The organism is Streptomyces paludis (assembly GCF_003344965.1).
Classification (GTDB): Bacteria; Actinomycetota; Actinomycetes; order Streptomycetales; family Streptomycetaceae; genus Streptomyces; species Streptomyces paludis.
Map to the genome: position 1 here is coordinate 7005645 of NZ_CP031194.1, position 23072 is coordinate 7028716.

A 23072-nucleotide genomic window follows, 5' to 3' on the forward strand; every position below is an offset into this window, starting at 1 on the left:
GGTTACTCGGCCACCGCGACGTAGTAGTGCGGCTCGTCGTCGTCCCAGTCGTCCGGCTCCGAGACTTCGGAGAGGTCGACCTCCACTCCGGCCGCGCCGAGCGTGGTGCGCAGCCGCTCCCGCAGCTCCTCCCCGATGAAGTGGTGGTGCAGATCGAGCTTCTTCAGATGGGTGAGCGGCCGGCCGGCGAGAAGGGCCCGCGCGCCCTCGTCCCCGAGCGTGCCCATCGAGAGGTCGAGGGTCTCCAGCCGCGCCACCACCGGGGCGTCCGCCACCGCCGCGGCGATCTCGTCCTGCCTCTCGCTGTTGCGCAGGGCCAGCCGGCGCAGCGCGGGCAGCCGTGTCCCCGCCAGGATCGGCGCCAGATCGGCCACCGTCGCGTCCCCGCCGTACTCGTCGACGCCGAGCCAGAGATCGAGGCGCTCCAGCGCCGGGAGGTCGCTGGCCGCGACGGCCCGCACCACCTCGGCGCGCAGCCCCCCGGACTCGACCGTGAGCGAGCGCAGCCGCTCGTGCCGGACGGCGGGCAGGACCAGCTGCTGACTGCCCCGGACACCGAACTCCAGCAGCTCGGGGAAGGCTTCGAGCAGCGGGGCGACCGGCCCCTGGATGATCCAGGAGATCTCGCACTCCTCCCCGACGATGTCCCCGACGAACAGGGCGCGCAGCTCCGGCAGCCGGTCCCGGGCGGCGATGATCGCGTGGATCGCCGCCTCCGGGCCCGACTCGTAGGCATCGGGCCAGGCGCCGACGATCAGCGCCCGCACCCGCGTGCTGTCGACGGCGCCGAGGAAGCGGGCGAACGCCTCCTCCCACGTCTCCTTCGCGTCATACGCGCCGACCGTGATGCGCCAGGCCACCGAGGCGGCGTCCGGCAGCTCCGGCGCCGCCTCCGCGGTGGCGCCGGCGTCGGGGAACACGTACACGGGCAGGCCGTGCAACTCCTGAAGGTGGGCGGAGATGGTCATGGCGGAATGCTCCAGACGCCGTGAGAGAGGAACGACTGATGGGGCAGTTCTACCAAGAGCCACTGACAACGCCCGTCCGTCGCCCCGACCCGCACGGATCGTTCAGACGCTGTCCACCAGCAGGTCGTCGGGCCCGATCAGCGCCGCGCTGCCCTCCCCCGTACAGGCGTGGGCGCCCGCCAGCGCGCCCAGCCGGGCGCACTCCTCCAGCTTCCGGCCGGCCAGCCTGCCGTGCAGGAAGCCGCAGACATACGCGTCCCCCGCGCCGTTGGAGTCCACCACCGGACCGGGCGGCGGGGTGGCCGGCACCGGGCGCGGGGACCGGCCGCCCTCCCGGGTCATCAGATACGAGCCGCCCGCGCCGGCCGTCGCTATCACCGCCTCGGCCCGGCCCTCGCGCAGGATCTCCCGCATCACCGAGGCGATCCGCTCCTTGGCGCCGGCCGCGCTGAGGAACACCAGATCGGCGCGGAAGGCGAAATCCCGGTGGTAGTCGGTCAGCCCGTCCCAGTCGTGCAGGTCCGTGGAGACCGGCACCCCCAGCGCCTCGATGTCGTCGAAGAGATGGCGGGCGAAGTTGGTGAGGGAGAGATGGACATGCCGGGTGCGGCGCAGATGCGGCAGATAGAACGCGCGCGGCATCCGCAGGTCCTCCGGGTCCCGGGCGTCGTGGAAGGACATCCGGCGGCCCGTCCGGTCGACGAGATTGACGGCGCGCCGGGTGCCGGTGGGGGAGATCAGCGCCTCGAAGTCCACACCGCCCGCCGTGAGCCGTTCACGGACCTGCTCCCCTCTCCAGTCGTCGCCCATGTAGTCGAGGAACTTCACATCCAGGCCCAGGGCCCGGCAGCCGATCGCCACATTGCCTCCGGTGTGCCCGGGCCACTCCCGGATCGGCCCCACGGAGACCGAGTCGGCGAGCGGGACGGGCAGTGAGTCGACCCTGACCACGGTGTCCACCCCGCTGCCACCGACCACCAGTACATCGTGCGGCGGCTGATCGGCCTGAACGGTCCGCTGCTGAGTCACGGTCTCCCTCTCCGGTGCCTGGTTGTCCGACCGCCCCAGTATGGCCGCCGCCCCGGACGGCCAGACGATTTCGGGGGCGTATCCGGGAATCCTCGGGGCACGGACAACGTTGGACCGGCGTACGCGGCCGCGGGTCGTCTTCCGATCGGATGTGATCGACTCGACCCGCGCTGTGGTACGTACCCGGCCATAATGGGACGACACCGAACCTCCAGGAGGTGCTGTGACAGGCGCTGGTTCCCCCCTTCCACTCCGCTCCCGGCTGCGCTCGCTGCGCCCCGCGGCCTTCGGGGCCGACTCGGCGGGGAAGAGGCTGGAGCGCATCCACGCCTCGCCCAACTTCGCCGACGGGGTGTTCCAGAACCCGGTGGGTTCCCGGACCAGACCGTCCGGTGCCTCCGGCCTGGAGCTGGCGAAGGTCTACTTCAGCAAGGACGCGCGGGAGCGCCGCGCGCCGTCCGGCACCATCCCCGTCCACCCCACCACCCTCGCGGACCTCGCCGCGCCGCCGGCCTCGGGCCTGCGGCTCACCTGGATGGGGCATTCCACCGTGCTCGCCGAGATCGACGGGCGGCGGGTGCTCTTCGACCCGGTCTGGGGCGACCGCTGTTCGCCGTTCGCCTTCGCGGGACCGAAGCGGCTGCACCCCGTGCCCGTACCGCTCGCCTCGCTCGGTCCGGTCGATGTCGTCGTGATCTCCCACGATCACTACGACCATCTGGACCTGCCCACCATCAAGGCCCTGGTCGCCACCGACACCCTCTTCGCCGTGCCGCTCGGCGTGGGCGCCCATCTGGAGAGCTGGGGCGTGCACCCGTCCCGGCTGCGCGAGCTGGACTGGAACGAGTCCACCGAGGTGGCCGGCATCCGTCTCACCGCCACCCCCGCCCGGCACTTCTGCGGGCGCGGACTGCGCAACCAGCAGCACACCCTCTGGGCGTCCTGGGCGGTGGCCGGGCCCGAGCACCGGATCTACCACAGCGGTGACACCGGCTACTTCCCCGGCTTCCTGGACATCGGCGCCGAGCACGGCCCGTTCGACGCCACCATGATCCAGATCGGCGCGTACAGCGAGTACTGGCCCGACATCCACATGACCCCGGCCGAGGGCATGCGCGCCCACCTCGACCTCCAGGGCGGCCACCCCTCCGGCGTCATGATCCCCATCCACTGGGGCACCTTCAATCTCGCCCCGCACGCGTGGGCGGAGCCGGGGGAGTGGACGCGGTACGAGGGGGAGGAGGCCGGTCAGACGGCGGCGTTCCCGCGGCCGGGGGAGCCGTTCGAGCCTGCGGGGAAGGTGCCGGTGGAGGCGTGGTGGCGGGCGGTGTCCGGTCCGATCGCCCGTCCTTGGCGCCGTCCCCGGCCCGCTGAGGTCGTCGCCGAGTCGCGCAGTGAGGATCTCGACCTCGCGGGTGAGCGCTGACATCGATCAGGGACGGGTGCGGAGCTACCCGAACACCGAGCGGCGCTCGCGGACCATCTCGTCGAGCATGTCCTGGACGGTGTCCCGAACCTCGTCGGAGAGCTTGTGGACGAACATCGGGTCGTCCAGCGCGTCCCGCGTGTAGTGGTCGGTCGGCAGGGGCGTACCGAAGCGGATCGTCCACTTCGTCGGCAACGGGATGGCGCCGAGCGGCCCGAGCAGGGGAAACGTGGGGGTGATCGGAAAGTACGGCAGGCCGAGGCTTCTGGCCACGGGACGGGCGTCCGCGACCATCGGGTAGATCTCCTCCGCGCCCATGACCGCGCAGGGCACGATCGGTCTCCCCGTGCGCAGCGCGGCGGCCGCGAAGCCGCCCCGGCCGAAGCGGCGCAGCCGGTACCGCTCGGAGAAGGGCTTGCCCAGGCCCTTGTAGCCCTCCGGCATCACGCCGACCAGCTCACCGCGCTCCAGCAGCTTCAGCGCGTTGTCCATACGGGCCTGGGTGTGCCCCGCCCGGCGGGCCAGCGTGCGCAGCACGGGCAGGTCGAACACCAGGTCCGCGGCCAGCAGGCGCAGCGCGCGGTGGGCCGGATGATGGTCGCGCAACGCGACCTGGAGCATCAGCGCGTCCAGCGGGAGCGTGCCCGAGTGGTTGGCCACCACCAGGGCACCGCCCTCGCCCGGCACGTTCGCCAGTCCCTCCACCGTCACCCGGAAGTATTTCTTGTACAGGGGGCGGAAGGGAGCGAGGATCATCTCGTCGGTCAGCTCGGGGTCGAAGCCGAAGTCGTCGACGCTCTGCTCGTCCGTGAGGCACCGGTCGAGGAGGTCGCGGCTCCGCGCGATGGTCAGCAGAGCCTGGGCGATCACTTCCGTGCACAACTCGCCGGGGCTCACCCGCTCCTGTGCCGCCCGGGACCGTTCGTCGCCCGCCTCGACCATGCGCTCTTCGCTTCCTCTCGTGCCGTCCGCGCGGTGTTCTGCCAGTGCGGTGGGTCCGGTCCCGTTCAGTAGACGAAGGGGACCAGCTTGGCGGTGTTCTTCTCGTACTCGTCGAACGCCGATCCGTACCGCTCGGCCAGGTACTTGTCGAGCATGGGGATATTCATGAACGAGAACATGAACGCCATGATCACCGGGATGAGCAGGGCCCATGGGCTGCCCGTCACCAGGGCGAATCCGGTGAAGAGCACGACGTCACCGAAGTAGTTGATGTGCATGGAGTACTTGAAGAGGCCCTGGGTGTAGAGCTTGCCCCGGTGTTCCGGTACGCGCTTCCACAGCTTGCGCTGGTACTCCGAACCCGTGTTGAGATACGAACCCACGAGGTAGAGCACCACTCCGAGCCAGGTGAGCGCGCCCACCGAAGCGGTGTTGATGCCCCCCAGATACGCCATCGTGCTGTGGATGACCACGACCCAGACGCCCACGGTCGCGGCCTCGGACCACTCCATGCTCCTCTTCAGCATGACGAACGTCGTGGCGACGAAACGCAGCAGGTAGATCACCGAAAGGGCGAACAGCAAGCCCCGGCGCAGCAGTTCGGCGTGGTCCAGGCCGGTGCCCCCGAAGAGGAACCACCCCGCGGCCGCCACGGCCAGCGTGTTGCACGTGGTCACCAGGATCTTGGCGCCGGTCGAGGAGTCGTACCCGCCGTACATCTTTCACGCTCACTTTCCGGACTCGGTTGTGTGGGGCGTTTCAGGAACGGGCCTTCGTCAGACCGTCCTCCCGTTCGGTCGACCGGGTCCGATTCCGGCGGGTGCCGTGTTTGTCGTTGACCGCGGGCGGTGTCCCGGCGGCCGGTGGGACGGGCGTCTCCGGGCGGGCTGCCTCCGCCGCGGCCGCCGCCCTGGCCTCCGCCTCCGCCTTCAGCCTGTCCCGCATCTGTAGGAACTTGGCGTTCATCTCGTCGACGGCGATGAACTTGTTCACGCCGCGCTCGCTGACCTTGGGCTCCTGACGGAGCATGATGCCCACGTCCTGCGGGTCCTGAACGAGTTTCTCCATGAGGAGCGAGGCACGCAGGACCCAGGGCCTGAGCGGCTTGACGGGCACCATGGTCCGCAGCTGCGGATACTCGTACAGGCGCATGATCGCCAGCGTGTTCTCCTCGTCGATCGGAGTGAGCCATGTCGTGATCTCCAGCAGACCGGTCTTGACATGGGTCAGGCCCGGCGCCTGGTAGATGAGGTTGAAGTGCGCGCTGTTGGCGGGATTCGCCTCCTCGCACTGGTCGAAGGAGGAACGGATCGTGGTGCCGTCGACCTCGACCTCATGGTTGACGATCTTGTTCGCGGCGAGATAGCGCTCCCGGCCGTCCATCCACAGATTGCGCGCGGTGCCGTACATGAAGGTGTAGTCGATGTTGTTCGTCCAGTGATCCCGGTGCACGAACGTCACGTGGTAGAACTCGAGAAGGCTCTCGATGTACCGGGTGTAGTGGACCGGCCGGGTCCAGGAGATCGTCTCGTGGGGCCGCGGGTTGCCCACGAGTTCGTGGGGCAGCTCGATCTCCGGGAGCTGTGCGCGCGCCTCGCCCCACCAGAGCCACACCAGCCCGTGCCGCTCACGCACCGGGTAGGTCTTCAGCTGGAGCGACTGGGGGATCCTGGCGTTCGCGCCGAGGGCGGGGACCACCTTGCAGGTGCCCTCCGCGTCGTAACGGAAGCCGTGGTACGGGCACTCGACCGTGTTGCCCTTGAGCCGGCCCTCGGCGATGTTGGCGCCCTTGTGCGGGCATCGCGCGCTCTGGCAGACGAGGGTGCCGCCGAGGTCGCGCCAGAGCACCAGCTCCTCGCCCATGCGCCGTACACCGGTGGGCCTGTCGCGTTTGATGTCGTCGGTCCGGAGGATCGGGTACCACTGGTCGGGGATCATCTCGCTGCCTTCCTCGGGTGAACCGCTCCACGGGGGCGCGGCGCGGTTCGCTGACGGACGGGGGCCACGCGCTCAGCCTTCGACGACCTCCACGACACCGGTGTCGCCGTCGACGACGACCATGTCGCCCGTGTTGATGCGCTGCGTGGCGTGCTTGGTGTTGACCACGGACGGCACGTTGAACTCCCGCGACACGATCGAGCTGTGGGAGAGCATCGAACCGATGTCGGTGACCACCGCGCCGGCGATGGCGAAGAGCGGTGTCCAGGACGCGTCGGTGTAGCGGGTGACCAGTACCTCGCCGGGCTGGAACTCGTCGGCCTGCCAGACCAGGTCCTCCACGATGCGCGCGCGGCCGACGATCCGCCCCGGGCTGGAACCCAGCCCTTCGAGACGCGTTCCGTCGGCCGCCGGCCGCACCGCCAGGGTGATGTCGTGCTCGCCGACGAACGTGAGCGGCGGTTCGGGCAGCCGGTTGTGGTACTCGTGCAGCCGCCGCCGTTCGTCCAGCTCGGCGCGGGAGAACGCCTCGCGTTCCGTGGCGCCGCCGGCCAGATAGGACCGTACGTCCTCGAACTCCAGGAAGGCGACCTCGTCCAGCGAGTGCAGGACTCCTTCCGCGACAAGCCGCCGGCCCACCTCGTACACGACGTTCCTGACCAGCCAGATCGAGGTGATCATCGACATACGGGTGGTCTCGCGAAGCTCGCTGCACAGGCTGTACATCGAGATGACGGTCTCCAGGACCTTCCGCTGGTGCGGCGGCAGCTTCTCCAGCACCGCCCGGCCGTCGCCCTCCGCGCGGGCACGGCTGCGTCCCATGATGTCGTCGACGGAGATTCCGTCGGCGGCGTAGCGGCGGATCATCTGGAAGATGTACGACGGGTCGTCGATCCAGCGCGGATGGGTGAGTTCCATCTCCTGGCGTCCCCGGGTGCCGTTGGCCCGCAGGAACGGCTCCACCTGCGCGTCCCAGAAGGCCCGGCCCTCGGGATCGCGGCGCAGCCGCTCCTCGATCTCGTCGAGAGGCGACTCGTTGATGATCTCCAGCACACGGGGCCTGGCCTTGGCGGCCCGGGCCACACCCCAGACCTCCTGCGCCGACGCGACGGTCCGCAGACTCGACATGTCGGTCTTGATACGGTTCTGCAGATTCTCGCCGTCGGCACCGAGCCACTTGGCGCACAGCTCCGTGAGAACGCCGTAGAACCCGAACGCGTTGATGTAGTACGGCATGTAGCCGACGTGCGCGTCATGGAAGAAGCCGAGGTAGCGGCCCAGCTCGGCGTCGAGTTCCCGACGGCTCATCCGCGTCAGGTCCAGCCGCCGGGCGCGGTCGAACTCGTAGAGCCGCGAGCCGGCCATCTCCCCGGCGCGGTGCTTCATGCTCACCATCTCGGTGGCCGTGGCCCGCACCCAGTGCACCGTGGAGAGCAGGTCCTCCATACCCCCGGGGAAGGTGCCGAAGGGGTTCCGGTACGCGGCGAGGTCGACCTCCTCGCTGACGAAGCGCTTGGTGAAGTGGCGCTGGTCGCGGGTGGGCAGACACTGCCCGAGCAGATAGGCCGTGTAGGAGATGTTCAGGTACACATGGCCCTGGAAGAAGCCCATCTGAAGGCCGACATCACCGGTGTCCCGCACCCCGAGCGCGGCGGCGCAGTCTCCGTGCACATTCCGCTGGTAGTACTGCGCGAAGCTCAGACCGAGGGGTGACATCAGTCCGACGAAGATCTCCCCGATGTCCATCCGCGACCAGAGCGTGCCATGCCGCACGGCGTCGCTCTGCCGGGTGAGGTACGGGCTGCGCTCCCCGTCCGTCGCCGCGGGGTCCGGGGGACGCGTGGTGACCGGCCTGGCCTGAAGGAGATGGAGCGTTCCGTCGCGCATGGCCCACTCGATGTCCTGCTCCGTGCCGTAGTGCTCGCGGACTTCGACCGCGAGCCCGGCGAGCACACCGAGCTGCTCCCGGGTCAGGCAGGGCGCGTCGCGGTCGGCGGCGTCCACCTTGGTCATACCGATCCGGCCGGGTGCGAGGGGCGCGCACTTGGTCACCTTGTACCGCACATGTTCCTCGATCACCTCCAGCGTGCGGTCGTCGACGACGAAGAAGTCGCTGGACACCCGCCCGGAGACCAGCCCCTCGCCGAGACCGCAACAAGCCTCCACGACAAGGCGGTTGGGCCGTGCGCCGACCGGGTCGACGGTGAACAGCACACCGCTGACATCGGCCTGGATCATCTCCTGCACCACCACGGCGATGGAGCCGGCGGGGCCCGTCCCGTCGCGGTAGGCGGCCGCACGGTCGGACCACAGGGAGGCCCAGCACACCTTCACCGCGGCGAGCAGGTCCTGATCGCCCGAGACGTCCAGGACGGTGTCGTGCTGTCCTGCGAAGGACTGGGCGGCGGAGTCCTCCCGGCAGGCCGACGAACGGACCGCGACCCTCGGCCGGCCCAGGTCCGCGTAGGCGGCGAGGATCGTACGGGCGAGGGGCTCGGGCAGCTCCCCGGCGGTGATCAGCTCACGGATGGTCCCGGGGTCCGCGTCGCGCGCTTCGGCGGCCCGGATCTCCGCGCCGAGGCCCGTCTCGCGCAGGAACAGGTCGAACAGTCCGGTGGTGAGGCAGAACGCGGGCGGGACGGGCAGTCCCGCCTCGATCAGCTCGCTCAGCCGGGCTGCCTTGCCGCCCAGCGTTCCGGTGCCGGTGCCGGATGTGCGGCCGAGCACGACGACGAGTGAGGAGGGAGAGCCGGCGGGGGCCGGAGTGTGTGCCGTTCGTGTGTCCATGATGAGTTCTCCCGGCCCGTCAGGGCTGAACGTTGGTTCCGTTGGTCGCGACGAACACGCGGAACGGCTGTGTGGGGACGATCCGGGCGGCCCGTACGTCCGTGAACCCCGCCTTCTCCAGCTGGGCGACCAGCTCGTCCTCCCGGGGCAGCGGCCCACCGAAGTCGGCGTACTCGAACCAGAGGTTGAGCACGTCGAGCCCGGCGTTGCCGCCGCCCTGGCACGACGAGGTGAGGAGCAGCCGGCCGCCGGGCGCCAGGAAGGAGCGGGCCCGCGCCAGCGCCTCGACCCGCTCGGCCTCGGGGAAGTAGTAGATGTTGTTGTGCAGGGTGACGAGATCGAACTGGGGCTGGAGTTCGAGGGTGCGCAGATCACCCTGGCAGGTCTCCACACGGTCGCTGAGCCCCCATTCGGCCATGTTGGCGGCGGCCCGCAGGGCGACCTCCGGCTGAAGGTCGACCGCAAGGGCGGTCAGGCGGGGGTTGAGCCGTGCGGCGTGGCGGACGTACGCCCCCGTCCCGCAGCCGATCTCCAGCAGCCGGAGCGGAGCGGAGCGCTCCAGGTGCCGGTCGATCGCCTCGCGCACCATGCCCTGGAGTGCCAGGGAGGAGCGGGCGATGACCGTGCCGTCCTGGTCGTCGAGGGAGAAACGGCGGCCCTCCTTGAGCATCCGGGGCGCGTCCAGGAGCGCCGGCAGATGGAAGCGCATGATCTCTTCGAGGGCGGCGGCCACCGCGTCGTTCTCCGTCTTGGCCAGGATCCTGGCCGGGGTGCTCCTGAGGCGGTAACACCCCTCGCGCACGTCGAGTTCACCGAGCCGGACACCGGTGTCGAGCCAGCCGCGCAGCCGCTCCCGGTCCTCGGGCACCTCCAGGTACTCGACGAGGCTGTCCAGGTCGCAGGGCCGGACGGCCAGACACTGGAGCACACCCGAGCCCGAGGCGGACGCCAGGAAGGCCGCCCGGTACAGGGGTGTGACCACCACGGTGGAGAGCGCCAGCAGCAGCGGAGTCCGCGGGTCCGTGACGACCTTCGCCACGGCCAGCGCATCCGTGATCGGTGCCTCCACCCGGTCCTTGACGGTCCTGGCCAGGCTCAGTAGATCCATGAGGGTTACCTCTTCGCAGGGGGCAGTGGGTCGCGCGCCGCCGTGCCCGGAACACCCGACTCGTCGAGGTGGCGGGCGAGTTCGGCACGGATATGACGCAGAAGGCGCGGCCTCGAAGGGCCGTTGAGGAAGAAGTGGTCGCCCTCCAGGTGGTGGCGCAGGAGCGACCCCCGGGTGTGGACGCGCCATGCCTCCATCCGGTGCGCGGGCGCGAGCGGATCACGGGTGGCGGAGAACGCGGTCATCGGGCAGTTCAGGGGGGTGCGAGGGGCCCACCGGTAGGTCTCGCAGACGGTGAGGTCGGCGCGGAGCACCGGGAGACGCCGCTCCAGGTACGAGCTGCCGATGGTGTCGTCGGCGCCCAGACCTCCGAGGTCGCGTACCCGCTGCCGCAGATCCGCGTCTGAGAGTGTGTGGTCGGCCCGGTCGCCGTACAGATGCGGCGCCTTGCTGCCGGAGACGAAGAGGTGTGCCGGCTCGGGCAGGCCGCGGTCCCGCAGCTCGTGGGCGACCTCGTAGGCCAGCAGCGCTCCCATGCTGTGGCCGAACAGCGCGTAGTCATGGGCGAGTTCGTGCTCGGCCAACGCGTCCGCGAGATCCGCGGCCAGCGGAGCCATGGCGGTGTACGGCGCTTCTCGGGCGCGCGGTCCCCGGCCGGGCAGGAGGACGGGGACGACACGCACACCGTCGCCCAGGTCCGCCGCCCAGTTCCGGTAGACGGACGGCGTGCCGCCCGCGTACGGGAGGCAGACAAGACGCAGCGGGGCGGCATGTCTCCCCGTATCCGCGCCCGGGCCGAAACCGTGGAACCACCCGGCGGTTGGTGGCCGCGGAGCCGAGGGCTCCCACGCCGGCCGCTCGATGGTGTGCATGTGGATCCTCTCGGTCGGGGTCAGCGGGTGACGAGCGCGCGGCCCTCCGGTGAGTCCAGCCAGGCCAGCGTCAGCTCGATGCCCTCCTCGAAGCCCACCTCGCTCTTGAACCCGAAGTCGTCGCGCGCCCGGTCGATGGCGTAGGACTGATCACGGTCGAACAGGTGGACGGCATGGCGGGTGAGCACCGGACGGGACGTGATTCCCAGGGCGCCGTAGAGCTTCTCCGACACCGTGGCCACACCGCGCGCCACCGGAGTCGGCAGACTGAACGCGGGGGGCTTCACGCCCAGACCGCGCGCCAGTGCCTCCACGTACTCCCGCCAGGTCGTCGGATCGGGATCCCGCATGTTGTACGCCTTGCCGACCGTGGCCTCCGACGCGCAGGCGGCGATCAGCCCGTCGACGAGATTGCCCACGTAGACGAGACCCGCCGGTACGGCGCCCCCGCGGACGTAGACCATCTGCCGGCCCAGCAGCAGCGTCGCGATCTCGATCACGAAGTCCTTGCTGCGCGGCCCGTAGACCGAGACCGGCCGTACGACGGTGACCGGCAGCCCGGTCCGCTCGGCGGCCTGCCGCACGGCGAGTTCCCCCAGTACCTTGCTGCGGTTGTACGGGAGCCCGATGTCCCTGGGCTCCGCGCTCTCGTCGCAGGGCGTGACCGGATAGCCGTACACGTCGGTGGTGCTGAGGTGGAGGAGACGCTCCACGGTCCCCGCGTGGTGGGCGGCCTCGACGAGATGGCGGCTGCCGTCGACGTTGATCCGCCGGAACTCCTCCCACGGGCCCCAGTCGGCTGACAGGCCCGCACAGTTGTAGACGTGCCGCACACCGGCGGTGGCGCGGCGCAGGCTTTCCGGGTCGCTCAGGTCACCGGTCGCCACCTCGACGTCGGCGCCCGCGAAGGCGGTACGGTCGCTGCCCTCGCGGACCAGCACCCGTACACGGTGGCCGTGTTCGGTCAGCCGACGCGTCAGGTGGCCGCCGATGAAGCCGCTCGCCCCGGCGACCAGGACATCCGCGGCGGTGCCGGCGGAGTGCCGGTGAAGCAGCGCGGGAGCGATCGCGGGCTCCCTCGCGGCCGGGCGCTCCGCCTCCGCGGTGCCGGGCCGGGCCGCGGGGCCGGGGGAAGGGGGCGTGTGCGTGTGTTCCGACATGGCTCGTCCCAGGAGGTCGAGGGAGTGTTCCAGGTCTTCTTCGCTGTGGTCCGCGTTGATGAAGAAGCGCAGACGGCACTCGTCGCGCGCGACGGCCGGGTAGCCGATCGGCATCACGTTCACGCCCCGCTCCAGCAGGGTGTTGGAGAGCGCCATGGTCTTCTCCCAGTCGCCGATGACGACCGGGATCACCGCGGAGGCACGGGACACACCGATGTCGAAGCCGCGCGCGCGGGCCGAGTCGCGGAAGTGCTCGGCGAGTCGCCGCACCCGGGCCACGCGCTGCGGCTCGTCCCTGACGACCCGGATCGCCTCCAGGGCGGCGGCCGTGTTCGCCGGTGAGATACCGGTGCTGAAGATGTGCAGCGGAGCGGTGAACCGGAGGTACTCGATGATCGGTTCGCGGGCCGCGACGTAGCCGCCGAGGCTGCCGAGCGCCTTGCTGAGCGTGCCCATCCACAGATCGACGTCCCGGCGCTCGACCCCGAAGTACTCGCCGATGCCCCGGCCCGTGCGCCCGAGCACACCGATCGAGTGAGCCTCGTCGACCATCAGCATCGCGCCGTGGCGCGCCTTCACCTCGATGAACCTGCGCAGATCGGGAAGGTCACCGTCCTGGCTGTACGCGCCCTCGATGAGGACCAGGGCCCGCCGGTGCCGCGAGCGCAGTGTGTCCAGCATCGAGTCCAGTGCCCGCCAGTCGTTGTGCGGGAAGGGCCGGCGCCGCGCACCCGAGAGCATGCAGCCGCGCAGCGCGCTGTCGTGGATCCACTCGTCGTGCAGCACCAGGTCCTCGGGCCCGAAGAGGTGCCCGATGGTCGCCACGTTCGTCGCGTGGCCGCCGGCGAAGACGATCGCGGCCTCGGTACCGAGGAACGAGGCGATCTCGGCGTCCAGTTCGTGGTGCAGCGGTGTCTCACCGAACAGCAGGGGTGTCGCCGAACTGGAGGTGCCGTAGCGGTCGATGGCCTCCCGCGCGGCCCCGCGCACCCTCGGGTGGTGCGACAGCGCGAGGTAGTTGAAGGAGGCGAAGTTGATGACCGGGCGACCGCCGAGGGTGACCCGGCCGGAGTTGTGGCCCTCGTGGACCCGGCCGTACGGGTTCGAGCCGCTCGCCGTCGTCTGGCGGAGCCGGCCCCGCAGTTCCGCGTACTCGGCCCACTCCTCGAACGCACGCTCCTGCTTCACCGGCGGACCGGCACCGTCCCCGGGAAGCACGGGGCCCGCCGGCGCCACGGGCCTGGGACGGCGGACGGCAGCCGGGGGAGTGCCGTCCCCGGGGAGCGGCGGCCGGTCACCGGTGTCGAGCAGGGCCACCAGCTGGCCGACGGTCGGGTCCTCGGGCAGCGACTTCCGGTAGCGGTCCAGTCGCCCGGGGAATCGCCGGGCGAGGGAGCGTTCGAGTTCGGTCCGCATCAGGGAGTCGAATCCGAGGTCCGCGCCCAGCCGCGCGTCCAGGGGGATCTGCTCGGGAGGGAAGGCACAGGCCCGCGCCACATGGTCGACCACCTCACCGCGGACCCGGCCCCCGCCGGCGGCCGGGGCGGACCGCGCCGGACCGGGCTCCGCGCGGCCGTCCGGCGCGGCACCGCTCGGCGTCGAGGGCGGCGCCGCAGGCGTCCGTACGGCTACGGGGTCCGGCAGTCCACCGGCGGCGGCGGTGTCCGTTTCTGACGGTGGCGAGAACCAGTACGGCCGGCCTTCGAGGACCGCGTGCGGTACCGGGACGCGCGGCCTGCGGGCCCCCTCGTCCAGCGCGGCCCAGTCCACCGATCCGCCCGCGCAGTGCAGACGGCCGAGCGACTGGAGCAGCGTCTGCCAGTCACCGTCGCCCGCGGGGCCGCCGCGCGCGCGGCGCAGGGAGGGCAGCCACAGCACCGACTCCTCGTCGTCCGGGGCCGTCATGGTGCGCGACACGCTGAGCAGGGCCGGATGCGGGCCGATCTCCACGAAGGCATCGCAGCCGAGGCGGCGGAGCGTCGCGAAGCCGTCGGCGAAGCGCACCGGACCCAGCATGTGCCGTGCCCAGTCGTCGGCCCCGACCGGCCCGGTGACCAGCTCTCCCGTGGTGTCGGAGACCCAGGGGATCTCCGGCGGCCGGAACGCGACGCCCTGGGCCGCGGCCCGCAGCGGCTGAGCCGCACCGGCCATCAGCGGCGAGTGGAAGGCGTGCGACACCGCGAGGGGCCTGACGACGACCGACCGGTCCTCCAGCCGCGCTCGTACCCGGTCGATCTCCGTACGGTCTCCGGACAGCACCAGATGCCCGGGAGCGTTGACGGCGGCGACCGCGACCGCGCCGCCGCCCTCAACCGCGCCGCCGTCCGCGACCGCCGCGCGGATGGTCTCCTCGTCCCCGGCACAGGCGATCATCGCGCCGTCGCCGGGCTGCCCGGCCATGTGCCCGCCCCGCACCACGGCCAGCGTCAGAGCGTCCTCCAGCGACATCACCCCGGCGACACAGGCGGCACCGTACGCCCCGACGCTGTGCCCGAGCAGAGCGGTGGGCCGGACCCCCAGCGAGATCCACAGCTCGGCGAGCGCGACCTCCAGCGCCACCAGCGCGGCCTGGCAGTACCGGGTGCTCGCCAGCCGGTCGGCGTACCCCTCCCCGAACAGCAGTTCCGTCAGCGGGACGCCGAGGTGCGGGCGCAGGACGCGGTCGGCGCGCTCCAGGGTGCGGGCGAACCCGCTGTGCGTGCCGTACAGGCCCTTGCCCATTCCCGTGTACTGCGTGCCCTGGCCGCTGAAGAGGAACGCGACCTTCGGCGCCGGTCCCGGCCGGGTCCGGCCGCGCACCACGGCGGCCGACGGTCCGCCACGGGCCAGGGCGTCGAGCGCGTGGTCGAACGTCTCCTGGGAACCACCGGTGACGACGGCCCGGAAGGCGAGCTGGGCGCGGCCGGTGCCGGCCGTGCGGCAGAGATCCGCGAGTTCCGCGTCGGGATGGGCGGCCAGGTGCGTGCGCCAGCGCTGGGCCAGCGTGGTGAGGGCGGTCGGTGTGTGCGCCGACAGGCACAGGGCGTGCGTGGGCCGCTTCGGAGCCACCGCGTCGAGGGGGCCGGGCTCGGGGGCCGATTCGAGCACCACGTGCGCGTTCGCCCCGCCGAACCCGAACGAACTGACACCCGCCCGTACGCTGCCGGTGTCCGGCAGGCCGGTGAGCCGGGTCGGCACGTCGAGCCCCGCGCTGTCCCACGCGAGGTGGCGGTTCGGAGTACGCAGATGGAGCGTCGGCGGAACCTGGCGGTGCCGGACGACGAGGGCCGCCTTGATGAGCCCGGCGATGCCCGCGGCCGACTCCAGGTGGCCGATGTTGGTCTTGACCGACCCCACCAGGCAGCGGCCGCCCTCGGGCCGGCCGCTTCCGTAGGCGGCCGTGAGGCCCTCCCACTCGACGGGGTCGCCGAGCGAGGTGCCGGTGCCGTGCGCCTCGACGTAGTCGATGTCCGAGCCGCTCAGACCCGCCCGGTCCAGGGCCCGTTCGATCACGGCCCGCTGGGCCGAACCCTTCGGCGCCGTCAGGCCGTTGCTCCTGCCGCCGTGCGCGGTGGCCGACCCGCGGACCACGGCGTGGACCGGGTCGCCGTCGGCGAGCGCCGCGGCGAGCGGCTTGAGGAGGACCAGGCCCACCCCCTCACCGCGTACATAGCCGTTCGCCGAGTCGTCGAACGTACGGCACCGGCCGTCGGGGGAGAGCATGTTGCCCTGGGCGAACGCCACCGAAAGCCCCGGCGAGAGCAGCAGGTTGACCCCGCCGGCCAGGGCCGTGTCGCACTCCCCGCGCCGAATGGCCTCGCAGGCCAGGTGAACCGCCAGCAGCGACGACGAGCACGCGGTGTCCACCGCGAGACTCGGTCCGCGCAGGTCGAGTGTGTACGACAGCCTGTTCGCCGCGATGGAGTGCGCGTTGCCGGTCGCCGCGTGGACGTCGATCGTCTCCAGCCGGCTCATCTGCAACGCGGAGTAGTCGTGGCTGCTGATGCCGACGAACACCCCGGTCGCGCTGCCCGCGAGCCCGGTCGGGTCGAGGCCCGCGTCCTCCACGGTCTGCCAGGCGGTCTCCAGCAGCAGCCGCTGCTGGGGATCCATCCGCAGCGCCTCCCTGGCGGACAGGCCGAAGAAACGGGCGTCGAACTCGTCCACGCGATCGAGGAAACCGCCAAAAGCGGGTGCGTCCACCTGCTCGGAGGCCCAACGGTCGCCCGGAACCCCGGTGATCGCGTCACGTCCGTCCACCAGGAGCCGCCAGTAGCTGTCCGGGTCGGGTGCTCCCGGGAAGCGGCACCCCATCCCGATGATCGCGATCGGCTCCTGCCGGGTGTCCCGCCGCCATGACGGCTGGGGTGACGGCTGCCGTGACGGTGTCGCCGCCGCGCCCGCTGAGACTGCCGTGCCCGCCGCGTCCGCCGCGCGCCCGGCAGCGCCGACGTGGGCCGCGACGGCTCGGATGGTCGGGTGCTCGAAAGCGGCACCCGTACTCATCTCGCGCCCTGTCCTCGCGCCGAGTTCCGCGAGGATCGCCACGGACTGCTTCGAGTCCAGACCCAACGAGGCCAGGGGCCTGGTGACATCGACCGAGGCGGCCGGCAGCCCGAGGCGCGTCGCCACCTGCTCCACCAGCCACGCCTCGGCGGCATCCTGCTTCCGCAGGTCGGCCGCCCTGTTGCGGGAGGCCGGCGCGTCCCCGGGTTCCGTACCGAGAAACAGGCCGATCAGGGTGTCGACCCTCGGACGTGCCAGCAGCGCGCCCACGGGGATCCTGGTGCCGAGCCGTTCCTCCAGGAGACGTACGGCGGTGAGGAGCGCCGGGTAGTCCAGGCCGAGTTCGACGAACGCCCGGCCGGTGATGTCCGGCGCGTCGGCCGTCGCCGGGACACCCGTCAGCACCTCGGTGACCGCGTCGGCCACCCGCTGCCGCCGCGCGGCGGCGGGCAGACCGGTGAGATTCCCGGCGGACAGGGGCACCTCGGCGTCGTTCCTCGTGACACCGGCCGCCACCACGGTGAGCCCGAGCGCGAGGAAGTCCCGCTTGCACGCCTGCCGCTGGATCTTGCCGCTGGTCGTCTTGTGGACCGTCGACCTCTTGAGGAGGACGACGGCGTGCGGCGCCACATCGTGCTCCTCGGCGATCGCCGTGCGCAGCCTCGCCAGGAGCGCCGGCGCGCCGTCGAGGCGCCTGCCCTCGACCTCGTGGACGACGACGAGTTCCTCGGCGCCGTCGACCTCGATGGAGAAGGCCGCGCCCGACCCCGGCCGGATCGCCTCGTCGGCCCGCTCCACGGTGCGTTCGACATCCTGCGGGTAGTGGTTGCGGCCCTGCACGATGACGACGTCCTTGATACGGCCGACGACGTGGAGGTGGCCGCCCTTCAGGAAGCCGAGATCGCCGGTGCGCAGGAAGGGCGTCGGCCCTTCGCCCTCGATACGGGCCCGGAAGGTGTCCTCGGTGGTCTCGGGGCGGCCCCAGTATCCGTGCGCCACGCTCCCGCCCGCGATCCAGATCTCGCCGATGTGTCCCTCGGCGCCGATCCGCCGTCGGGTGCCGGTGTCGACGATCGCGATGTCCACCCCGTCGACGGCGGGACCGCACCCGACAAGGCGGATCGCCCGCTCGCTCCGGGACTCGGGTACGGACGTCGCAGGAGGTACGGACGGACCGTGTTCGGACGGCTCGGGTGCGGACGCGGCGATCCCCGTGCCCAGGGCGGCGGACGCGAACGCGCCGACCGGCGGCGGTTCGTGCGCGCCGACTCCCGTGACCATCAGCGTCGCCTCCGCGAGGCCGTAGCAGGGCAGCAGGGCGCGGCGTTCGAAGCCGCAGGGCGCGAACCGTTCGGCGAACAGGTCGAGGGTGTCGGCGCGTACCGGCTCGGCGCCGTTCAGCGCCAGCCTCCAGTGGCTCAGGTCCAGGCCGTCCCGCTGCTCGTCCGTGATCCGGCGTACACAGTGCTCGAACCCGAAGTTGGGTGCCACACTCGTGGACGCCCGGGTCCGCGACAGTGTCTCCAGCCACAGCAGGGGCTGCCGTACGAAGGACATCGCGGACATGAGGTGCGCGGGAAAGCCGCCGTACAGGGGTGTGAGGATGCCGCCGATGAGACCCATGTCGTGGTACGGGGGCAGCCAGGACACCATGCCTGACGCGGCGTCGTGCTCCAGCCTGCGCTGGATCGAACGAAGGTTGTGCAGCAGATTGCCGTTGCTGACCATGACGCCCTTGGGGGACGCGGTCGAACCGGACGTGTACTGGAGGAACGCCGTCGAATCGCTCCCGACGGAGGGATCGCGCCAGTCGTCGGCTCCGTCCGTGCCCGGACCGGACAGCGCCAGCCAGCGCAGACCGGCGAGCCCGAGCGAGTCCATCTCGCGTCGTTTCGTGGCCGCGAAGCGGGACAGGGCCCCGGTCGTGAGGGCGTGGGTGGCCCCGGAGTCCCGGGCGATGGCCGCGAGACGGGGCATGGTCTGGCCGAAGCGGCGGGTGTCCGGCGGGTAGGCCGGCACGGCGATGGCGCCGGCGTACAGGCAGCCGAGGAACCCGGCGATGTAGTCGAGACCCGGGGGACGGAGCAGCAGGACCGGTTTGCCGGTGAGTCCTTCGCGCTGGAGAAGTGCGGCCACGGCCCGGGTGCGAAGGTCGAGCTCCCGGTAGCTCCATGACTCGCCGCCGCCGGTGCCGTCGCCACTGCCGGTCCCGGTTCCGGTTCCGGTTCCGGCCAGGAAACGGTAGGCGAGTGCGTCCGGACGGTCTTCGAGATGGCGGCGCAGCAGCCCGGCGACGGTCTTCGGCTCTGTCCCCCGCCAGGGTTGCCAGGGTGTCTCGTTGGGATCCTGGTTCATGAGCCTCTCCGTCACTTGCCGGGCACGGCCTGCGAGTACCGGACAGGACCGGCCGTCCCGCTGCCCAGGCGGTGGTAGTCGGTCTTGCCGTTGGCGTTGTGCGGCAGTTCCTTGAGGCAGGTGGCCAGGTGGGGCAGCATGTACCGGGGCAGGTGCCGCGCGCAGTGCCGCTTGATCTGGATGAGGTTCGGCCTGCGGGCGCCCGGGCCGAGGGTGTAGTAGAGGGCGATCCGCGGTTCCGTGCCCTGTGTGTCGACCACGACGGCGGCGGACGCGATGCCCGGATGCTTGAGCGCGGTGGCCTCGATCTCCCCCAACTCGACTCGGTAGCCGGAGAGTTTGACCATCCGGTCCCGACGTCCGCGGTAGACGAGGCTGTCTCCCTCGTAGCTCACCAGGTCCCCGGTGGCATGGCGGCCCTCTCCGTGGCCGAGGGCAGTGTGTCCGGCGACCGTGTGTCCGGCGGCGGCGGGGTGTGATTCCCGTCGCCAGTAGCCCGGTGTGACACAGTCACCCGCCACGATCAACTCGCCGAACGCCTCGGGCCCGTGCAGTGTGCGTCCGTCCTCGTCCACGACGGATACGCGGGCGCCGGGCACCGGTGTGCCGATCGGTACGGGCTCGTCCCGCGCGAGGTCCTCCGGGCGGACCCGGTGGTAGGTGCAGACGTTGGTCTCGGTCGGCCCGTACAGGTTGTACAGCTCCGTCTCCTCGGGCAGCCGGGCGGTCAGCGCACGCAACTGCCCGATGGGGTAGACCTCGCCGGCGAAGAGGACGTACCGCAGAGTGCGTACCGTGTCCGGGGTGAGCGCTCCTGACCGGGTCAGGAGATTCAGTACGGAGGGCACGGAATACCACACCGTGACACCGTGCTCGCGTACTCCCCGGGCCAGTGCCGCGACGTCGCGTGTCTGGTCGTCGGCGACGATCCATACGCAGGCGCCCACCGACAGCGCGGTGAAGAGGTCGAAGGTCGACAGGTCGAAGTTGAAGGAGGCGTGGTTGGCGAACACGTCGTCCGGCCCCACCGTCAGTTCGGCGCGCGCCCAGCGGATGAAGTTCGCCAGGTTCCGGTAGGAGATCCGTACCCCTTTCGGCGTGCCGGTCGAGCCCGAGGTGTACAGGATCGCGGCGAGGCCGTCCCGTTCCGGCGTGGGCGGGAGCGCGGCCCGCTCCGCCGCCTCCGCGGCGAAGCCGGCCCACATACGGATCGGTGTCGTCGGCCCTGTGCCGATCCCGATCCCGGTACCGCTCCCGGCACGGTCGGGTTCCTGGTCGGCCACCACGATCATCCGTACGCAGACGGGAAGTTCACGGTCGGCGAGCAGTTCCAGGTGGCGGCGGTCGGTGAAGAGCACAACGGGTTCGCAGTCCGTGAGGATGTGCTCGACCCGTGCGGGAGGCTGGCCTCCGTCGAGGGGGACATAGGCGCAGCCGGCCTGGAGGATCGCGAGAATCGCCTCGGCGTAGCGCGGTGTCTTGTCCATCCAGATCGCCACCCGGTCACCGATCGCCACGCCGAGCCCCAGCAGGCCGGACGTGACGGCGGCGACGTCCGCCGCCAACGTGCCGTACGAGATGGTCCGTTCGCCGACGAAGGCCGGCCGGGCCGCCTGCTCCCGGGACAGCGATCGCGACAGCCGGATCAGCGAGGTGTCGGAGTCGCCCGGTGAGGTGCCGGAGTCGGTCAGTGAGAAATCGCGGCCAGGCGGCATCCGTGTCATGGCTGTTTCCGTCATCGCCGCCTCACCGCGCCGACGGCAGGAGACCGACCTCGCGGCCGGCCTCCACGAAGATGCCCGCCGCCGTCTCCAGGTCCTCCGGGGTGTGCTCCGAGGTGACGCTGACCCGTAGCCGCGCGTCGCCGAGCGGCACGCCCGGGAACACCACCGTCTGGCAGTAGAGCCCCCTCGCGCGGACCGCGCGGCCCATCTCCAGCGCCTTGCGCTCGTCGCCGATGACCAGGGGAAGGATCGCGCTGGCGGTGTTCTCCAGATCGAATCCGGCGTCCGTCAACTGGCTGTGGAGAAGCCGGATGTTGCGCCACAGCTTCGTGATCCGCCCGGGTTCCGACTCGATGACGTCGATGGACGCGATCAGGCCGGCGGCGACGCCCGCGGGAATGTTCGCGGCGAACACGTACGAGTTTGAGTAGAAGCGGAGGTACTCGACGACCTCCTCCTCGCCGACGACGAACCCGCCCATGCCCGCGAGGGTCTTGCTCATCGTGCCGAGTTCGAGGTCGACCTCGCCCTTCAGCCCGAAGTGCTCGGCCGTTCCCGAGCCGCGCCGGCCGAGCACGCCGGTGGAGTGCGCGTCGTCGATCATGACCCTGGCGCCGTGCTCCTTGGCCAGGCGGACGATCTCGGGGAGGTCGCAGATGTCGCCGTGCATGCTGAACACGCCGTCGGCGACGATGAGTTTGCCGCCGGGCCCCTCGTCGGAACGCTTCAGGATGCGCTCCAGGTCGGCCATGTCGTTGTGCTGGTAGATTCTGCGGGTGCCGCCGGAGAGCCGGGCGCCGTCGACGATGCTCATGTGGTTGAGCTTGTCGACGACGACGGTGTCGTAGCTCTTGACCAGCGCGGAGATCGCGCCGATGTTCGCGGCGTAGCCACCGGGATAGACGATGCAGGCCGGCCGTTGTTTGAAGGCCGCGAGGCGCCGCTCCAGTTCCTTGTGGAGCATGTTGGTGCCACCTATGAACCGGGAGCCGGTGTGTGTGGCCCCGTACCGCTGGGTGGCGTCACAGATGGCCTCGATCACCTTCGGGTGGTTGGCGAGGCCGAGGTAGTTGTTGGAGGCGAACATGAGGAACTCGCGTTCACGGCCCTCCAGTTCGTCGAAGATGACGGCCCGGTTCGAGGAGCGGGAGTGCAGGGGCATGCCGTACCAGTAGAGCCGCTCGGCCTTACGCCGCCGCAGGTAGCGGCCGAAGCCGCGGGTCTTGGCGAAGAGGTCGCCGTCGCGTTCCTCCACGAAGTCCTTCATCGACCGGCCGTCCCAGGCCGTGCTCATGTCCTCCGCGCCGGGCTCGCCCGGGACCGCCCCGGCCGGGGACGTCCGGTGGCCGGCAGGCGCCTGGTCCACGGGGCGCGTGCCGTCGTCGTGCGTGTCCTCGTACGGTGTGTTTTCGTACCGGGTGTCCTCGTAGTGCGGGCGCAGGGCCTCCACCAGCTCGTGCAGGGTCGACGCGGTGACGGTGGCCGCCAAGGAGGGGGGAAGACCGAGTTCACGGGCGGCGTCGGCCACGATCGAGGCCAGGACCACGGAGTCGATGCCGAGTTCGCTCTCGAAGTCGGCGCCGGGTGCCAGCTGACCGCGCTGGTACTGGGTATGCCGCATGGTGGTGGTGACGACGGTCTCCAGGAGCGCCGCGTCCCTTTCGGAGGGCGACGGGGCCGAGGGGACCGGTGGGGCTGATACCGCCGGCGTGGCGGCGTCGGACGCGAGGTCGCGGTCAGCGGCATGCTCGACCGCGCGGACGAGGTCGTCGATCGTGGTGAGGCCGGACGGAAGCGGCGCCACCAGCGAGAACTTCTCCCGCACCGACGCCAGGATGGATTCGAGGATGACCGAGTCGATCCCGAGTTCCGCCTCGAAGTGGCTGTCGGGCAGGAGGTAGGACTCGTGGTACAGCGTCCGTGAGGCGATGATGTCGACCACCTGACGTCGGACGCCGTCGCTGTCCCGCCTGTTCCCAGTGAGGTTCGTCATCGGACGGTCTCTCCCTCTCGCCGCAGCCGTTCGACAAGCGCCGCCATCGTGTCGACCGTCCGGAAGTTCGCGGGGGAGATCTCCTGTAGCGGAATGCTGATACGGAAGTCGTCCTGGAGGTAGTGCACGAGGTCGAAGATCCCGGCCGAGTCGATGATGTTGAGCTCGGCGATGGGGACCTGCGCGTCGAGGCCCTCGGCGTCACCGTCGAGCCACACGCCGGCGATGTAGTTGATGATGGACTGCTGGGTGCTCATGGTCGTCCTCGGCTCGTTTTCCGGCGGA

The 23072-nt window shown here is 70.9% G+C and carries 13 protein-coding genes; 1 reads left to right on the forward strand and 12 read right to left on the reverse strand.

Annotated elements, in window-relative coordinates:
• Window positions 1–2 precede the first annotated feature (2 nt).
• Both DVK44_RS30920 and DVK44_RS30925 read right to left on the reverse strand, forming a co-directional pair.
• Window positions 3–968: an STM4015 family protein gene (locus tag DVK44_RS30920; RefSeq protein WP_114663928.1), complete on the reverse strand. Its 966-nt coding sequence runs from the start codon at window positions 966–968 to the stop codon at window positions 3–5.
• A gap of 102 nt (window positions 969–1070) precedes the next feature.
• The gene (locus DVK44_RS30925; RefSeq protein WP_228447704.1) at window positions 1071–1949 is read right to left on the reverse strand and encodes a carbohydrate kinase family protein; all 879 of its coding nucleotides are present in this window, start codon (window positions 1947–1949) and stop codon (window positions 1071–1073) included.
• Between the two features lie 271 nt (window positions 1950–2220).
• On the opposite strand from DVK44_RS30925, the gene DVK44_RS30930 reads away from it, so the two are divergent.
• Entirely contained in the window at window positions 2221–3423 is a 1203-nt protein-coding gene (locus DVK44_RS30930) for an MBL fold metallo-hydrolase (protein WP_114663929.1), read from the forward strand.
• Between the two features lie 24 nt (window positions 3424–3447).
• Here DVK44_RS30930 and DVK44_RS30935 read toward each other — a convergent pair whose 3' ends face one another.
• The 10 genes from DVK44_RS30935 to DVK44_RS30980 form a co-directional block, all read right to left on the reverse strand.
• Window positions 3448–4365 carry a lysophospholipid acyltransferase family protein gene (locus tag DVK44_RS30935; protein ID WP_114663930.1) on the reverse strand — a complete coding sequence of 306 codons (918 nt, stop codon included), beginning with the start codon at window positions 4363–4365 and terminating at the stop codon, window positions 3448–3450.
• Between the two features lie 65 nt (window positions 4366–4430).
• Entirely contained in the window at window positions 4431–5084 is a 654-nt protein-coding gene (locus tag DVK44_RS30940; protein ID WP_114663931.1) for a DUF1295 domain-containing protein, read from the reverse strand.
• 40 nt (window positions 5085–5124) lie between these two features.
• Window positions 5125–6303, reverse strand: coding sequence for an aromatic ring-hydroxylating oxygenase subunit alpha (locus DVK44_RS30945; RefSeq protein ID WP_114663932.1), 1179 nt, complete (start codon window positions 6301–6303; stop codon window positions 5125–5127).
• A gap of 72 nt (window positions 6304–6375) precedes the next feature.
• Entirely contained in the window at window positions 6376–9090 is a 2715-nt protein-coding gene (locus DVK44_RS30950; protein ID WP_114663933.1) for a PEP/pyruvate-binding domain-containing protein, read from the reverse strand.
• A 19-nt stretch (window positions 9091–9109) separates the two neighbouring features.
• Complete coding sequence (locus DVK44_RS30955) at window positions 9110–10198, reverse strand: SAM-dependent methyltransferase (protein ID WP_114663934.1); 1089 nt, start codon at window positions 10196–10198, stop codon at window positions 9110–9112.
• A gap of 5 nt (window positions 10199–10203) precedes the next feature.
• Window positions 10204–11070 (reverse strand): thioesterase II family protein, encoded by an 867-nt coding sequence (locus DVK44_RS30960; protein WP_114663935.1) that lies wholly within the window; start codon window positions 11068–11070, stop codon window positions 10204–10206.
• A 20-nt stretch (window positions 11071–11090) separates the two neighbouring features.
• Complete coding sequence (locus DVK44_RS30965; RefSeq protein WP_114663936.1) at window positions 11091–19070, reverse strand: type I polyketide synthase; 7980 nt, start codon at window positions 19068–19070, stop codon at window positions 11091–11093.
• Window positions 19071–19081: 11 nt separating this feature from the next.
• Window positions 19082–20794, reverse strand: coding sequence for a D-alanine--poly(phosphoribitol) ligase (locus DVK44_RS30970; protein ID WP_228447438.1), 1713 nt, complete (start codon window positions 20792–20794; stop codon window positions 19082–19084).
• Window positions 20795–20816: 22 nt separating this feature from the next.
• On the reverse strand, window positions 20817–22787 hold the full coding sequence (locus DVK44_RS30975; RefSeq protein ID WP_114663937.1) for an aminotransferase class I/II-fold pyridoxal phosphate-dependent enzyme: 1971 nt from the start codon (window positions 22785–22787) through the stop codon (window positions 20817–20819).
• Window positions 22784–23044, reverse strand: coding sequence for an acyl carrier protein (locus DVK44_RS30980; protein WP_114663938.1), 261 nt, complete (start codon window positions 23042–23044; stop codon window positions 22784–22786). Before DVK44_RS30980 ends, DVK44_RS30975 begins: the two co-directional genes overlap by 4 nt.
• Window positions 23045–23072 lie beyond the last annotated feature (28 nt).